The sequence below is a fragment of the Collinsella sp. AM13-34 genome (assembly GCF_003473055.1).
GTDB lineage: Bacteria > Actinomycetota > Coriobacteriia > Coriobacteriales > Coriobacteriaceae > Collinsella.
On sequence record NZ_QRLE01000025.1, the window covers coordinates 14,015 to 30,526 of the forward strand.

At 62.2% G+C, this 16,512-nt stretch carries 12 protein-coding genes; 10 read left to right on the forward strand and 2 right to left on the reverse strand.

What is annotated here, in order from left to right:
* Positions 1-136 precede the first annotated feature (136 nt).
* From DW151_RS09170 to DW151_RS09195, 6 genes are all read left to right on the forward strand, one after another.
* Positions 137-1,969 (forward strand): NAD(P)-binding protein, encoded by a 1,833-nt coding sequence (locus tag DW151_RS09170; protein WP_118335501.1) that lies wholly within the window; start codon positions 137-139, stop codon positions 1,967-1,969.
* A gap of 50 nt (positions 1,970-2,019) precedes the next feature.
* Positions 2,020-3,774: a [FeFe] hydrogenase, group A gene (locus tag DW151_RS09175; protein WP_118335519.1), complete on the forward strand. Its 1,755-nt coding sequence runs from the start codon at positions 2,020-2,022 to the stop codon at positions 3,772-3,774.
* Positions 3,775-3,776: 2 nt separating this feature from the next.
* Positions 3,777-4,832 carry an ABC transporter substrate-binding protein gene (locus DW151_RS09180; protein WP_118335503.1) on the forward strand — a complete coding sequence of 352 codons (1,056 nt, stop codon included), beginning with the start codon at positions 3,777-3,779 and terminating at the stop codon, positions 4,830-4,832.
* A 3-nt stretch (positions 4,833-4,835) separates the two neighbouring features.
* Positions 4,836-6,212 (forward strand): ATP-binding cassette domain-containing protein, encoded by a 1,377-nt coding sequence (locus DW151_RS09185; RefSeq protein ID WP_147351778.1) that lies wholly within the window; start codon positions 4,836-4,838, stop codon positions 6,210-6,212.
* A gap of 215 nt (positions 6,213-6,427) precedes the next feature.
* Positions 6,428-6,628: a hypothetical protein gene (locus DW151_RS09190; RefSeq protein WP_117583961.1), complete on the forward strand. Its 201-nt coding sequence runs from the start codon at positions 6,428-6,430 to the stop codon at positions 6,626-6,628.
* An 83-nt stretch (positions 6,629-6,711) separates the two neighbouring features.
* A complete protein-coding gene (locus DW151_RS09195) occupies positions 6,712-7,623 on the forward strand; it encodes a CPBP family intramembrane glutamic endopeptidase (RefSeq protein WP_158571688.1) in 912 nt (303 codons plus the stop codon).
* Here DW151_RS09195 and DW151_RS09200 read toward each other — a convergent pair.
* The gene (locus DW151_RS09200; protein WP_233543388.1) at positions 7,620-9,761 is read right to left on the reverse strand and encodes a YgiQ family radical SAM protein; all 2,142 of its coding nucleotides are present in this window, start codon (positions 9,759-9,761) and stop codon (positions 7,620-7,622) included. The two genes, DW151_RS09195 and DW151_RS09200, sit on opposite strands and share 4 nt — an antisense overlap.
* 256 nt (positions 9,762-10,017) lie before the next feature.
* On the opposite strand from DW151_RS09200, the gene DW151_RS09205 reads away from it, so the two are divergent.
* The 4 genes from DW151_RS09205 (at position 10,018) to DW151_RS09220 (ending at position 15,227) form a co-directional block, all read left to right on the forward strand.
* Positions 10,018-10,734 (forward strand): YoaK family protein, encoded by a 717-nt coding sequence (locus tag DW151_RS09205; protein WP_118335509.1) that lies wholly within the window; start codon positions 10,018-10,020, stop codon positions 10,732-10,734.
* A 166-nt stretch (positions 10,735-10,900) separates the two neighbouring features.
* Positions 10,901-12,067, forward strand: a complete 1,167-nt coding sequence (gene fucO, locus DW151_RS09210; protein ID WP_022094861.1) for a lactaldehyde reductase — start codon at positions 10,901-10,903, stop codon at positions 12,065-12,067.
* A gap of 605 nt (positions 12,068-12,672) precedes the next feature.
* Entirely contained in the window at positions 12,673-13,716 is a 1,044-nt protein-coding gene (locus DW151_RS09215; protein WP_118335511.1) for a M42 family metallopeptidase, read from the forward strand.
* A 137-nt stretch (positions 13,717-13,853) separates the two neighbouring features.
* The gene (locus DW151_RS09220; RefSeq protein ID WP_147351779.1) at positions 13,854-15,227 is read left to right on the forward strand and encodes a DNA-binding protein; all 1,374 of its coding nucleotides are present in this window, start codon (positions 13,854-13,856) and stop codon (positions 15,225-15,227) included.
* Between the two features lie 8 nt (positions 15,228-15,235).
* Here DW151_RS09220 and mnmA read toward each other — a convergent pair whose 3' ends face one another.
* Positions 15,236-16,459, reverse strand: a complete 1,224-nt coding sequence (gene mnmA, locus DW151_RS09225; RefSeq protein WP_255413777.1) for a tRNA 2-thiouridine(34) synthase MnmA — start codon at positions 16,457-16,459, stop codon at positions 15,236-15,238.
* Between the last annotated feature and the right edge of the window lie 53 nt (positions 16,460-16,512).

Below are 16,512 nucleotides of genomic sequence, written 5' to 3' on the forward strand. Positions count from 1 at the left end.
CGTTTTCACCGCTAAGGACGACGTTTCATACCGCCTGCCGAAGCGTGTCGCTGCCAAACAATTTTATAGGTCAGTGTTGTGCGTGTAGCAACTTCGCCCGGCCTCGCCTCCGGGCTGCCATGTGAGAGGGGATCTTATGGCTCGACTGCACGTAATGGAACGCAGCCACGCTCAGGCCGTCATGGACGACCTGCACGATGCGCTCGGACGTCGTCTGGCGGTGAGTTCGCTCGCCCCGTGCCCCGTTGAGTTTACGGCAGCGCTCGTCAATCTGTGCTCCACCCAGAGCTGCGGCAAGTGTACGCCCTGCCGTGTGGGCCTGAGCGCGCTGAGCGATCTGCTCGCCGATGTGCTCGAGGGCCGCGCCGACGAGTCCACGCTCAATCTGATCGAGCGCACGGCACGTACCATCTATCTTTCGAGCGACTGCGCCATCGGTTACGAGGCCGGCGCCATGGCACTCACGGCTATTCGTGGCTTCCGTGATGACTTCGAGCATCACATTCGCGAGCACTCCTGCGGCTTTGACCGCGAGGCCCGCGTCCCGTGCGTTTCGGGCTGCCCGGCGCACGTCGACATTCCCGGGTACATTTCGCTGGTCGAGGCCGGCCGCTATGCCGACGCCGTCAAGGTCATCCGCAAGAACAATCCGCTGCCGCTCGTCTGCGGCCTGGTGTGCGAGCATCCCTGCGAGATGCACTGCCGCCGTGGCATGGTCGACGACCCCATGAACATCCTCGCCCTCAAGCGTTTTGCCGTCGAGCACAGTGACCTCAACGACCACAAGCCGCATGTAGTGGACAACACCGGCAAGCGCGTCGCCGTGATCGGCGGCGGCCCGGCCGGCCTTTCCTGCGCCTACTACCTGGCCGTGATGGGCCATAAGGTGACCATCTTTGAGCAGCGCCACCACCTGGGCGGCATGCTGCGCTATGGCATCCCCAGCTATCGTCTGCCGCGTGAGCGCCTGCAGGCCGAGATCGACTGGATCTTGAGCGCCGGCATCGACGTTGAGCTCGATCACTCCGTCAACGGCGAGGAACTCGCCCGCCTGCGCGACGAGTTCGATGCCGTCTACCTAGCCATCGGTGCCCACAGCGACAAGAAGCTCGGCCTTCCGGGCGAAGAGGCGCTCGGCGTGGAGTCGGCCGTCAAGATGCTGCGTGCCATCGGCGACGACGAGCTGCCCGACCTGAGCGGCCAGCGCGTGTGTGTCATCGGCGGCGGCAACGTTGCCATGGACGTGGCCCGTTCTGCTGTGCGCTGCGGTGCCGAAAAGGTGAGCATCGTCTACCGCCGTCGTATCTGCGACATGACGGCCCAGGATGCCGAGATTGCCGGCGCCCAGGCCGAGGGTTGCGAGGTTCTGGAGCTGACGGCCCCGCTCGCCATCGAGACGGATGAAGATGGTCGCGTGAGCGGCCTGCGCGTGCAGCCGCAGATTATCGGTGAGCCCCGTCGTGGGCGTCCGGCCCCGCGTGCCGCCGCCACACCCGAGCGCGTCATTCCCTGCGAGCGCGTGTTCGTGGCCATTGGCCAGGACATCGATTCCAAGCCGTTTGAGGACATGGGTATCGCCTGCAAGTGGGGTCGCGTCGTCACCGATTCGGACGGCGCCGTGCCCAACTTTGATGGCCTCTTTAGCGGCGGCGACTGCCAGACCGGTCCCGCCACCGTCATCCGTGCCATCAACGCCGGCCGCGTTGCTTCGGCAAATATCGACCGCTACTTGGGCTTTGACCACAAGATTAAGCTCGACGTTGAGCTGCCGACCGTGCAGTTTAAGGGCAAGCATGAGTGCGGCCGCTGCGAGCTGGGCGAGCGCGAGGCCGGCGAACGCATCCACGATTGGAATCTGGTCGAGCAGGGTCTTACCGAGGAGGAGGCGCGCCAGGAGGCAAGCCGCTGCCTGCGTTGCGACCACTTTGGCTTTGGGGCGTTTCGCGGAGGGAGGAACCTGGAATGGTAGAGCCCAACAAAACCACTGTCAGCGACAACACCGAAAGCGGAGCACTCAACATGGTCAAGCTCACGATCGATAACTGCGAGGTCGTCGTGCCCGAGCACACCACGATCCTAGACGCAGCCAAGTCCGTCGGCATTCAGATTCCCACCCTGTGCTACTTGCGCGATCTAAACGAGATCGGCGGCTGCCGCGTGTGCGTGGTCGAGGTTGCAGGCTGCGACCAGCTGGTTGCCGCCTGCAACAACTACGTGCTCGACGGCATGGTGGTCCACACCAACAGCCCCAAGGCCCGCGAGGCGCGCCGCACCAACGTGCAGCTGCTGCTGTCCCAGCACGACTCGCGCTGTACGAGCTGCGTGCGCAGTGGTAACTGCAACCTGCAGACCATCGCCAACGACCTGGGTATCTTCTATCTGCCGTACGAGCAGCACCTGGCGCGCGAGGGCTGGGACTTCGATTTCCCCATCATCCGCGACAACGACAAGTGCATTAAATGCATGCGCTGCATCAAGGTGTGCGAGAGCGTCCAGGGCTTGGGGATTTGGGACCTGACCAACCGCGCCACGCACACCGCCGTGGGCGCCCGCGGGCGTGCGCCGATCGGCAAGACCGACTGCGTCGCATGCGGCCAGTGCATCACGCATTGCCCCACGGGCGCGCTGCGCGAGCGAGACGATACCGAGACCGTGTTCGATGCCCTCGCCGATCCCGATAAGATCGTGCTGGTGCAGATTGCGCCGGCCGTGCGTAGCGCATGGGGCGAGGAGCTCGGCATTCCGCGCGAGGAGGCCACCGTCGAGCGCCTGGCCTGCGCACTGCGCCGTGTGGGCTTTGAGTACGTGTTCGACACCGATTTCTCAGCCGATCTCACCATTATGGAGGAGGGCTCCGAGCTGATCGAGCGCCTGGGCGCCGCCGCCAAGGGTGAGGGCGACAGCCGCGGCTGGCCCATGTTCACGAGCTGCTGCCCGGGCTGGGTGCGCTTTGTGAAGGCGCGCTATCCGGAGTTTGTTGACAGCCTGTCCACGTCCAAGTCGCCGCAGCAGATGTTTGGCGCTGTCGCCAAGACTTATTACGCCAAGGTTCTGGGCGTGGAGCCCGAGCGCCTGTTTGTGGTGTCCGTGATGCCGTGCACCGCCAAAAAGGCCGAGTGCGCGCTGCCGAGCATGGTGGGCGAGGACGGCGCGCCCGACATGGACGTTGCGCTGACGGTGCGCGAGATGGTACGCATGATCCGCGCAAGCCACGTGAGCGTCGGCACGCTGGTCGAGGAGCCGCTCGATACGCCGCTGGGCTTTGGCACGGGCGCGGGTATGATCTTTGGCGCCACGGGCGGCGTGATGGAGGCCGCCGTGCGCTCGGCCTATTACCTGGTGACGGGCAAGAATCCCGATGCCGACTTCTTTACCGAGATGCGTGGGCTCGACGGTTGGAAGGAAGCCATGGCCGATATCGATGGCACCAAGGTGCGCGTCGCCGTGGCGCACGGGCTGGGCAACGCCGCCCGCCTGCTCGATGCGATTCGCGACGGCCGTGCGAGCTATGACTTCGTCGAGGTCATGGCGTGTCCGGGCGGCTGCGTCGGTGGCGGTGGCCAGCCCATCCATGACGGCTGCGAGCTGGCGGCAGAGCGTGGCCAGGTTCTTTGGGGCCTCGATGCGGCAGCGGACATTCGCTTCTCGCACGAGAATCCCGATGTTCAGGCATGCTATCGCGAGTTCTTGGGCGCGCCGCTCTCGCCGCTGGCCGAGGAGTTGCTGCACACTGACCACCACGCCTGGACGATGCCTAACGAAGGGATGTGCTAACGATGCGCGCGTTTGATTTTGAGATGTCGCGCCGGGGGCTTGCCTCGGCGCTCGCCGTGGGCGCCCTGTCGCTTGTGCTCGCGGGCTGTGGCGGCGGGGCTGCCGGTGCCGGGTCCGCCGCGGGCTCGGCTGCCGCGGACGGCGCCGGTGCTGCTGCAGAGTCGGTCGAGGTGCACGTCGCCTCGCTCAAGGGGCCGACCTCGATTGGCCTGGTGCAGTTTATGGACCAGGCCGCAAACGGCGAGACGGACAATGAGTTCGACTTTGCGATCAACACTGCCGCCGACGAGATTGTGCCCAAGGTCATTCAGGGTGATATCGACATTGCCCTGGTGCCGGCCAACGTGGCGAGCGTGCTCTACAACAAGACCGAGGGCGCGGTGCAGGTCATCGACATCAACACGCTGGGCGTGCTGAACGTTGTGACGGGCGACGCGAGTGTGGCCTCGTTTGGCGATCTGGCGGGCCATACCGTCTACATGACGGGCAAGGGCACCACGCCGGAGTACGTCATGAACTACCTGCTGGAGCGCGCGGGCCTGACCGGCCAGGTGGCGCTTGAGTTTAAGAGCGAACCCACCGAGGTGCTGTCGGCCCTGCTTGCCGACCCGTCCGCCGTGGGCGTGCTGCCGGAGCCATTCAAGACCGCTGCCATCGCCAAGAGCGAGGGCAAGCTGTCGGCACCGGTGAGCCTGACCGATGTGTGGGACGAGCTCGCGGGTGACACGGGCTCCCGTTTGCTGACGGGCGTGACCGCGGTGCGCCGTGCCTTTGCCGAGGAGCATCCCGAGGCCGTTGCGGAGTTCTTGAGCTGCCATGCAGCGAGCGTTAAGGCTGTCAATGCGGCGCCGGCAGACTGGGCGCAGGCCGTGGTCGATGCCGGCATCGTGGACAACGCCAAGATCGCCGAGAAGGCGATTCCCGGGTGCATGCTTGTCTGCCAGACGGGCAAGGATATGAAGGCGGCACTTAGCGGGTATCTGCAGGTGCTGTCCGGCGCGGACGCGAGTGCCGTGGGTGGTAAACTTCCGGCTGACAATTTCTACTACATGGAGTAGCCCGTGCGTGCGTTTGCTCGACAAATGACAGAGCGTGCGAAGGCGGTGGCGGCAGCAGGTGCCGTCGCCGCCTTTTGGCTTGCCGTGTGGATGCTGGTGGCGGCGCTGGTGGCGCAGCCGCTGATTTTGCCGGGGCCGGGTGCTGTTGCCTTGGCGCTGCTGCGCCTGATATGCGATGCCGGCACGTGGGCGATTCTGGCGGGCTCGGGCGCGCGGATACTGGGCGGGCTGGCGCTTGCCGCGGTGTGTGGTGGTGTACTTGCCGGGTTTTCGTCTCGTTCGCGGGCGTTTGCGCACCTGGTGGCTCCGGCGCTGTCGTTTGTAAAGGCGACGCCGGTTGCCTGCGTGGTGGTCCTGCTGCTTATCTGGCTGGGATCGGCGCGCGTGAGCATTGCCGCGGTCTTTTTGATGGCGCTGCCGGGCGTGTATTTTTCGCTGGCCGAGGGCTTGACGCAGGCTGATCAGCCGCTGGAGCAGATGTTCCGTCTGCATGGCGTGCGCGGCTGGCGACTGTTTTGCGCCCATACCTGGCGCGAAGTCCTGCCGTTTGTGCTTTCTTGTGCGCGTGCCGTGATCGGCATGAGCTGGAAGGCCGGTGTGGCAGCCGAGCTGATCGGCATGGCGGTGGGCACCGTGGGTGAGCGCATCTATCAGGCGAAGCTTTTGATTGAGACGGCCGACCTGCTGGCTTGGACCGTGCTGGTCGTTGCCGCCTCGTGGGCGTGTGAGCGCGTGCTGGTGTGGCTGCTGCGGGTTTCGGGGCCCGTGGCGTGGGGTGCGGCCGTGCGGGCGCATGGGCATGGGCTGCGCGGGCGTGCGAGGGCTGCGGGCGATGGCGCTGCAGCGGAGCTTGCGCTTGCCGTGGGCGATTGCGCGCCCTGGGCGCCGGCGCTGGACGGTCTGGTGCTCAACGTGCCCGCGGGCGGGCGTATCTGTGTGATGGGCGCCTCGGGTGCGGGTAAGTCGACGCTCCTTGCCCTTGCGGCAGGGGAGTGCGCACCGTGCTCGATGGTGTTTCAGGATGCACGCTTGGTCGAGTCCGCCTCGGCGCTGGATAACGTGCTGGTGTGCGCCGATGCACGCGTGGACGCCTCGAGTGCTGCGGCCCTGTTGCGCTTGCTGGTGCCGGGGGTCGATGTGCATGCTCGCGTGGCCGAGCTTTCGGGCGGGCAGCGCCGTCGTGTTGAGATCGCCCGAGCTCTGCTGTGCCCAGGCGATGCGGTGATTCTGGACGAGCCCTTTACCGGTCTAGATACCGCTGCGCGCGACGCATGCGCCGAGGTCGTGCTCGACTTGCTCGACGGCCGCATGCTCCTGCTTGCCACGCACGATGTCGCCGACGCTCAGGCCCTCGATATCTCGGACATCATCACGCTCTAAATACTAATTCAGCAACAAAATGATCCGTTTTCCTCCGTCCCCATGGGGTCGGGTGTGGTATTCTATCTGCGTGGTAATACTTAGGAATACCAAGTAATACCAACGCCGCAGAAACAAACTCCAGATGCGGGCCAATCGGGTTGCCTTCACAGCCCGTCGCCCAGCCGCGTGGCCCGCATCTATCCGCACTACCGTCGTTTCAAAAAGGAAGCGCCATGGCAGAACACATGACCCCCGTAGTCGCGAAGGTCTTGCCCGAGGAAAAGGCGGCCTTCGCGGCGGCAACCCAGCTCGTGGGCACCACGCCGTCCAACGCCATCCGCATGTTTATCGCCGCATTCAATCGCTGCGGCACCTTCCCGTTCGACATTTCGCCCAACGGGGCTTTTGGCACTGCGCCCGATTCTCATCAATAAGTGATCCGTTTTCCTCCGTCCCCATGGGATCAGCTCTCTGCCAAGTTGTGGTAGAACTAGGGAACGGTTTTGAGGAGGTTGGCATGCTCAATGCGATGATTTGGGCGCTTGCCTGTTTTGGCGTCGTCGCTGCCGATATCGCCCTGAGCGTGGTTTTGTTCTCCGCTCTGGGCGTCGCATCGGTGTTCATGGGCTTTTCGATTGACGGCCTCGATATTCAATTGCTTCAGGCTGTCGCGCAGACGGCATCGTTTTTAATGGCGCTGCTGTGGTGGCGTTATCTGTGGCCGCGTTCGTTTATGGCACGCCGGCAAAGCGCGCATCCGCTCGGCGGGGGAGCAAATGCTGCATGGAAGCGCATCGCATGCGTTGTCGTGATCGGCCTATCCATGCAGGTGGTCATTAGCTACCTATGCGACGGCGTGCTGTCGCTGCTGCCCGAGGTTGCGGCGGACTATAGCGAGCTCGTCGAGGAAACAGGCTTGGGCGATACCAACCTTCTTGCCGTCCTGACCACGGTGCTCGGCGCTCCGTTTTGCGAGGAGTTGCTGGTGCGCGGCATTGTTTTTGAGTTTTCGCTACGAGCGTTTAATCCGCAGTGCCGTCCACTTTGGAAGCGCCGGCGTCGTGCGAGCGCGCAGGACGGCGCCATGGTACCCTGGGCGGCCCCGAGCGCGCGGGGTATCGCCGCGGCAATCGTGCTGCAGGCGGCAATCTTCGGTTTTATGCACATGAACTGGGTGCAGGGCTGCTATGCGGGTGCCGCGGGCATCATTTTTGGTTGGGTGCTCGTGACCACCGGAAAGCTTCGCTATACGATTCTGCTGCACTTTGCCTTTAATGCCGGGTCGTACCTGATGGGTCTGTTGTGGTTTGTGAACACACCGCTCGACGTGATAATCACGGTCGCTATCGCCGGCGTCATCCTCGTTGAGGCAATGCGCTCGCTGCGCCACGCGTGTGGGATGGACGCAGCGAGCGCACCGCTGCCCTAGTTGCGGCGACCGCCTCCGTTGGCGCCCTGACGCCCCTGAGCTGCACGGTTGCGCCCGGCAGTGTTTTGCGCGCGCGACATGCCGCTGTGCCCCTTGCTGTCCTTGGGCCCCTTGCCAGCGCCGCCAGAGCCGCCGTGGGCCTTGCCGCCCTTCTTGCCGGTGCCATGCCCACCGCCAGCAGACGTCTCGCCCGGGCGCGGCGGCACGGGGCGGATTAGACAGTGTTTGGTGTAGCCGATCAGGTCACGACGTCCGGCTTTTTCCAGCGCCTCGCGTACCAGCTTGTAGTTCTCGGGTTTGCGATACTGGATGAGCGCACGCTGCATGGCCTTTTCGTGCGGGTCGCGTGCCACGTAGATCGGCTCCATGGTGCATGGGTCCACGCCGGTGTAGTACATGCAGGTCGACATGGTGGACGGGGTGGGGTAGAAGTCCTGCACCTGCTCGGGCATATAACCCATGTCGCGTACGGCCTCGGCCAGGTCCACGGCTTCCTTCATCGTCGAGCCAGGATGGCTCGAGATCAGATACGGCACCACGTACTGCTTGAGTCCGTATTCGCGGTTCAAGCGTTCAAATTTGCGGCAGAACGCGTCGTAGACGGCTCGGCTCGGCTTGCCCATTACGGAGAGCACCGCGTCGCTCACATGCTCGGGCGCTACGCGCAGCTGGCCCGAGACATGGTGCTCCAGCAGCTCGCGCAAAAACTCGTCCGAGGCGTCGGCCATGGTGTAGTCAAAGCGGATGCCGCTGCGGACGAAGACCTTCTTGACGCCCGGCAGCTGGCGCAGATCGCGCAGCAACTGTGTGTAGCCGCTCTCGTCGACCACCATGTTTTTGCATACGCTCGGCCACAGGCAGCGCTTGTTCTTGCACACGCCGTGCTTGAGCTGCTTGTCACAGGCCGGGCGGCTAAAGTTAGCCGTCGGTCCGCCCACGTCGTTGATGTAGCCCTTAAACTCGGGATCGCGCGTGAGCAGCTCGGCCTCGCGCATGATCGAGTCGTGGCTGCGCATCTGCAGTACGCGGCCCTGGTGGAAGGTGAGGGCGCAAAACGAGCACTCGCCAAAACAGCCGCGGTTGGAGCTAATGGAAAATTTGATTTCGGCAAAGGCCGGTACGCCGCCCGCCGCGTCGTAGTCGGGATGCCAATCGCGGGCGTAGGGAAGCTCGGCCACCTCGTCCATCTCGTCGGTGGAAAGCGTCGCCGATGGCGGGTTCTGCACCACATAGACGCTGTTGGGATAGGGCTCTACCAGGCGATGACCGGTGATGGGGTCCATATTCTGCTGCTGCACGTTAAAGCTGCGCGCGTAGTTGAGCTTGTCGGCGGTAAGGTCGTCCCAGCTGGGCAGCAGGTCGTAGTCGTAGACCTCGTCGAGCGAACCCGTGCGGTAGACGGTGCCGTTGATATAGGTGATCTGGTCGACGGGCAGTCCCGCGTCGAGCGCGTCGGCGATCTCGACAATCGCGTGCTCGCCCATGCCGTAGATGAGGATGTCGGCGCCCGAGTCGAGCAGTACCGAGCGCTTGAGCTTGTCCTGCCAGTAGTCGTAGTGGGCCAGACGGCGCAGGCTTGCCTCGATGCCGCCGATGATGACGGGGGCGTCCTTGAACGTCTGGCGGATGAGGTTACCGTAGACCGTGACGGCACGATTGGGACGGCGCCCCTCCTCGCCACCAGGGGTATAGGCGTCGGTGTGGCGGCGGTGCTTGGTCACCGAATAGTGGTTGACCATGGAGTCCATGTTGCCGGCGCTGACGAGAAAGCCCAGGCGCGGCTCGCCGAGCACCGTGATGCTGGCGGGGTCGGTCCAGTCGGGCTGACAGATAATGCCCACTTTGTAGCCGTGTGCGTCGAGTACGCGGCTGATGATGGCCATACCAAAGCTGGGGTGGTCCACGTAGGCGTCGCCGCAGATGTAGACAAAGTCGCACTGGTCCCAACCGCGTGCATCCATGTCGGCGCGGCTGACGGGGAGGAACCTATCGCGGCCCGGGCGCCAGGGGCGTGAGGGAGCTGCTGGAGCATGAGTGGTGTGCCCACCCTGCGCCTTGCCGCCGCGCTTTTGCTGCTGGCCCTGTTTGCCCTGCTGACTGCGCTGGTTGTTCTGAGCGTGCTGAGGCTTTTTTGCCACGATCCCTCCCGGTGTTTGTATGCTGCACGTAATTGTAACCAGTCTTTTTGGGACGGGGCTAAAAAGACTGGTGGAGTACACGAGGCGTCGGGCGTCGGGTGTGGCGCCGAGCCCGCCGTTTGTTTCCAGACTGTGTATCTGCGCGTTGGGGAGCCCGTCTCGCGGGCGCGCCATGTTGTCAATGGGTTACAGTATGAACGGCGGCTATGTTTCCGCCAACGCACGAGAGAGTCGTCAACAAGGAGGATGCACGACGATGCAGCGTGCCAAACAGATATCGGAATCTATTGAGCTGGGCATCATCTTGGCGCTCGCCGGTGGCTTTATGGACGTCTATTCGTACATTGGGCGCGATCATGTTTTCGCCAACGCGCAGACAGGCAACATCCTACTCGTTGGCGTGAGCATCTCGGAGGGCAATTGGGCACTTGCGGGGCGTTACTTCTTCCCTGTGGTTTCGTTTGCTGTGGGCATTATGCTTGCCGACCTGGTACACGAGCGTTTTGGCAGCGTGATCCACTGGCGTCAGGTGACGGTGTTCTTTGAAGCCGTCATCTTGCTGGGCGTGAGTTTTATTCCCGGTGGCGATTTCAACCTGCTCGCCAACTGCCTCACTTCGTTTGCCTGCGGTATGCAAGTCGAGAGCTTCCGCAAGATCCACGGTCACGGCATCGCCACGACCATGTGTATCGGCAACCTCCGTAATGCCTTGCAAAACGTGGACGATTACATCATTACCCACAAGCGCGGCTTTTTGGAAAACGGCCTGCTGTACTTTGGTGTGATCTTTACCTTTGTGTTTGGTGCCGTGCTGGGCAATTGGTGCATTGAGCGCATGGGTCTGCACGCCATCGTCGTGGCGAGCGCGCTGCTGTTTGTCGCGTTTGCCATCATGTTCATCGACCGCGAGCGCGACCTGCGTTTTCGCTGGAAGCTTGCGGCCGAGGCTTGGAAAGAGGGCTGTCGAAAGTAACCGAATGCGGCAAAGGGACAGCCCCTTTGCCGCAATATATTTTCATCTTCTGTTGAAACGCTTTAACAATTTTGATGTTCTCACGTGTTTTTTGTTTCAAAAGCGTTAGGATGGGACTCATAGCGTGGGGCGTAATGGGTGCCCCGCACACGATGGGAGGCTATCAATGGCTAATCGTTTCGTTCTCAACACCATTTCTTATCATGGTTCTGGCGCCATCAAGGAGATCCCCGGCGAGCTCCAGCGTCGTGGTTACAAGAAGATTTTCGTCTGCTCCGATCCCGACCTGGTCAAGTTTGGCGTTACCGCCAAGGTAACCGACGAGCTCGACGCCGCTGGCATCGCTTGGAGCCTCTACTCCGAGATCAAGCCCAACCCCACCATCCAGAACGTCAAGGACGGCGTCGAGGCCTTCAAGGCCGCCGAGGCTGACGCTATCGTGACCATCGGTGGTGGCTCCTCCATGGACACCGCCAAGGCTATCGGCATCATCATCAACAACCCTGAGTTCGCCGATGTCCGCAGCCTCGAGGGCGTTGCTCCGACTAAGAACCACGCTGTGTTCACCATCGCCGTGCCGACGACCGCCGGTACTGCCGCCGAGGTGACCATCAACTACGTTATCACCGACCCCGAGAAGGTCCGCAAGTTCGTGTGCGTCGATACCAACGACGCCCCCGAGGTCGCCGTCGTCGACCCCGACATGATGGCTTCCATGCCCGCCGGCCTGACCGCTTCTACCGGCATGGATGCTCTGACCCACGCCATCGAGGGCTACACCACCAAGGGTGCTTGGGAGCTCTCCGACATGTTCCACTTTGAGGCCATTAAGCTGATCAGCGAGAACCTGCGCGACTCCGTTGCCGAGGCCAAGTCCGGTCAGCCCGGCTCCGGCCGCGAGGGCATGGCTCTTGGCCAGTATGTCGCCGGCATGGGCTTCTCCAACGTCGGCCTGGGCATCGACCACGCCATGGCTCACACCCTGTCCGCTCACTACGACACCCCGCACGGCGTCGCTTGCGCCATGCTGCTGCCGATCGCTATGGAGTTCAACAAGCCGGTTTGCGCCGAGCGCCTGGCCAAGGTTGCCGTTGCCATGGGTGTTGACACCACGGGCATGAGCACCGACGAGGCTGCCGACGCCGCCATCGCCGCCGTCAAGCAACTCTCCGCCGACGTGAACATCCCGCATGTCTGCGAGGCCATGAAGGCCGACGAGATCGAGGTCCTGGCCAAGGACGCCATGGCTGACGCCTGCTTCCCGGGCAACCCGCGCGAGGCGACGCTCGACGACGTTATCGAGCTCTTCAAGAAGATCTGCCCGGCTGCCTAGCCCAGTTTGGTGGTCCTTCGCCCGTAGGCGTATGGTCTTTTGACTTGCTGCTGGCCCCGCCGTGCTACGCGCGGCGGGGCTTTTTGTGCCGCGCCGATGCCCCAAGATGGGCAAAACCAAGGCATGCTGCCCGCTGCGGATAGGTGGTGCACTTCCCAGCGTGCATTTTTGGGAGTATTCAGCAAGCTCTGAAAAATGCATAACGTTGTGAATGGGCCGCAGTGGCCCGCAGACGCCCATCGACAACCATTGCGGGTGGGCTATCGATGAGCGGAGGGGGGCTGTCGCCGCGTTTTTGGTTTGCGACGACCTGCAACACTGCTGTAGCCGCGTCGCTTTGCCGTTTGTGATGGGGCTGACGGGGTCCACGGTGCTGAATACTCCGTTTTTTGCACGGTCCAAGGTGGGGTACCCTGAGACGAAGCAAAAAGATGACTCATATTTATGCAGATGCCGATAGGATTTATGCAAGATTAGGATTGTAAACCGGGCGCGTACACAAAACCGATGCGGGGACGTCTGGAGTCGGCTCGGTTTCTAGAGTATTGCATGTGCAGAACGGTTAAAATCGGGGCTCGGTCTTAGTTTTACTTGGAAGGATGCATATGGCTTCTAATGTTGATGCTTCTCTAGAGGAGACGCTCTCCTATATTACTGACCAGTTGAAGACGCTGACTTCTATTGCTTCACCTACGGGCTATACCCGTGCGGCGACTGATTATCTAATGGAAACGTTGCGCGAGATGGGGTTTGGGCCCGAGCGCTCCAATAAGGGCAACGTGTTGGTTGAGCTTGGCGGCGAGGGCGAGCCGCTCGTGTTGGCGAGCCATGTCGATACCCTGGGCGCCATGGTGCGCTCCATTAAGGACAATGGTCGCCTGCGCCCCACGACCCTCGGCGGGCATCAGTGGTCTACGGCCGATGGCGAGAACTGCACCGTCTACACGCGTGACGGCAATGTGTACACGGGTGTTGTCCTCAATACCGAGCCTTCGGCGCATGTGGCCGATGAGCCGGTCAAGACCATCGAGAAGAACATGGAAATCCTGCTCGACGAGAACGTCGACAGCAAGGACGACGTACTCGAGCTGGGCATTCAGACCGGAGACATCATCGCTATGGATCCGCGCACCACGGTGACGGAGAGCGGCTACATCAAGAGCCGCTTCCTTGACGACAAGCTGTCCGCGTCGATTCTGCTGGGTCTGGCTCGCGCCGTTGCTGGCGGTGGGGTGACCCTTTCGCGCAAGGTGTCGCTGCTCTTTACCGTGTACGAGGAGGTCGGCCACGGCGGTGCCTTTGTGCCGGCTGATACGCGCGAGATGATCAGCGTGGACATGGGCTGCGTGGGCGACGACCTGGGCTGCACCGAGCGCATGGTGTCGATTTGCGCCAAGGATTCGGGCGGTCCGTACAACTACGACCTGGTAACCACGCTGTCCAACATCGCGCGCGAGCTTGAACTCGATTACGCCATCGATGTGTACCCGCATTACGGCTCGGACGTCGAGGCCACGCTTTCGGCCGGTTACGACATTCGCCATGGCCTGATCGGCCCCGGCGTGTACGCGAGCCACAACTACGAACGCAGCCACACCGACGGTGTGCGCAATACCTACGAGCTGGTCCGCGCCTACGTGCAGCGCTAAGGGGCAGTCCGTAACTCAGCCGAGCAATCACTAAGGCCCGATTTTTCGGGCCTTTTTTCAATTCAGTCCGTTTAGTATTATCTTGTATAAGATAAGTTATCTTAACGCGTGAAATACTTAACGAGGTGATGCGGCGCATGGATACATCGGAATACTTATCTATGGGTGATGCCGCCCGCCTGTTGGGCGTTACGAAAGCCCGCATATCGCAACTTGCCGCATCGGGGACGCTTGTGTGCGATATTGTGGGCGGCCGGAAGATGGTCGAGTACAATTCTGCGACCGCCTACCAAAAGGTCCGCAAGCGAGGACGCCGTCCTGCGGCCGATGTGGGACGCAAGTTTACGCTGATGTCGGCCGACCATGAGGTCGCGCATGTCTCATTTGATCCGACGCGCGAGTTTCCCTTCGAAATCGCCGAGGTCCTCGATGCGCAACGAATGCCGTTTGGCACATGCTCGAGCTCTTCTCCTACGGTGAATAAGCGGGCGCTCAATGCATGGTGGAGCCATCGGTCGGTGCCCGACGCCCGCCCCGGACTTATCTCGCGCTATCGCGAACTGGGAATTGCCAGCGGCATCGAGGTGCCGGTTGAGTGCCTGGGGCTGTCGCTTTCGGATTGCTATTGGTTGCGGCCGGCCGATTGCGAGGGACTCGAATGGCGAGACCTCAATTACTTCGAGAATGATTTTGAGCGGTCTGCGCCCGAGGGGCGTTCGGGTTGGCTGGAGGGCATCGGCCTTAAAAACCCCGACAACACGTCCGAGGGCGAGCTCCCTAAATCATGGATGATCCGCCGCGGCGTTCGCGTCTTGGCTAAAGGATGCGGCATGGATGACCAGCGGCCCTTTAACGAGGCGGTTGCAACGGCCCTGCACCGTCGCCTGCTACCCGAGGATGAGTTTGTTTCTTATACGGTTGAGCACATGTTTGATGGCCCCGTGTGCCTGTGCGATGACTTTCTTGATGGCCGCGAGGAATACGTTCCAGCCTTTTACGTTAAGGATGCACTTGGCGGTCAGCGAGGAAACTCGACGTACGACCGATACTGTCGCTACCTTGGTAAGCATGGAGCTGATGAGGCCGTTGTGAGAAGGTCCATGTCGCAGATGATTGTCTGCGATGCCCTTTTGGCCAATAGTGATCGCCATTGGCGAAACTTTGGCATCATCCGCAACGTCGACACCCTGGAGATAAAACCTGCACCGCTGTTCGATAGCGGCAACTGTCTGTGGTATAACGTGCCAACCGTCTTGCTCGCGGCTGGGGAGTTTGGGTTTTCCGCTAAGCCGTTTGGGCCCGACCCTTCCGCTCAGCTGGCGCTTGCGGACTCGCTCGATTGGTTCGATTTATCGCGGCTCAACGGATTTGTTGATGAGGCGATCGAGATTCTTTCGCAGAGCGAATGGGCAACGGCGGAGGGTCGACTCGAGGCCATTTGCCGCGGCCTCGAGCGTCGCGTAATCGAGGTTGGTGCCGCTGTTGAGGTACTTCGACACGTGCAGCGATAAACCCACGGCTACTTAAGTGCGGCAGTCACGGTACCGCCGCCCAGGACGATGTCGCCGCGATAGACTACAACGGCCTGGTCGGGGGCGATGGCTCGTTGCGGCTCGTCAAAAGTTAGCAGCATTTGTCCGCCGGCGCCACGTGTAAGGGTTGCTGCCTGGTCTTTCTGACGGTAGCGGTACTTGGCACCTACGCGAATGCCGCCGGCATCGAGCTCCGCCTCCATGCGTGCGTCCGGCGCGCTCCAGATCCACTCATCGGCAGTTAGCGCCGAGGCGGTTAGGTCCTCGGCCTCGCCCAGATGCACGGTGTTGTTGGCGGCGTCGACGCCCGTTACGTACACGGGATGCGCCATCGCAACGCCCAGGCCCTTGCGCTGGCCGATGGTGTAGCGCAGCGCGCCGTTGTGGCGCCCGACCACGCTGCCGTCGCGCCACACAATGTCGCCCGGTGCAGCGGGATGTCCGCAGCGGCGCTCGATATAGCCCGCGTAGTCACCGTCTGGAATAAAGCAGATGTCCTCGCTTTCGGCCTTCTGGGCGTTGGTAAAGCCCTGCTCGGCGGCTATGCGGCGCACGTCGCGCTCTTTGTCCAAGCCTGCCAGCGGAAAAATCGTGCGCGCCAGGCGCTCCTGCGTAAGCGAATACAAAAAGTAGCTTTGGTCCTTTTTGGGATCTTCGCCGCGATGTAGCTGCCAGGTGCCGTCTGCCGCTTGGCTTGTTTTGGCGTAATGGCCCGTGGCGATGTAGTCGCAGCCCATGTCCAGCGCCGCATCGAGCAGCGCGCCAAACTTAATGTGGCGGTTGCAGATGATGCACGGATTGGGCGTCAGCCCCTCCTGGTAGGCGTTCACAAAGCGCTCGATCACGTTGCGGTCGAAGGTCTGCTGCAGGTCGAGCACATGGTGGGGTATCCCCAGGCGCTCGGCGACAGCCTTTGCATCGGCGATGTCGCGGTCGACTTTGCTCATGCCCGTGACGGGATCGGGCGCGGGACAGGTGAGGCGCATGGTGGCACCGACACATTCGTAACCCTGGCGTTTGAGCAGATAGGCAGTTACGCTGGAATCGACGCCGCCGCTCATGGCGACGAGCACGCGTTTATTGTGCATGGGGAGGTTCTCCTTGGTGGCATGTGGCCAAAAAAGAAAAGCGGCGCGGGAGGCTGGTTCCGCGCCGCAGACATTGTAGCAAGTTCGGGCGTCCTGTGGGACACCCTGATTGGATGGGCGCAGACTGCCGGGAGAGCCTTGATTATCGACTTTATCCGAACACCTCCCACATTCAT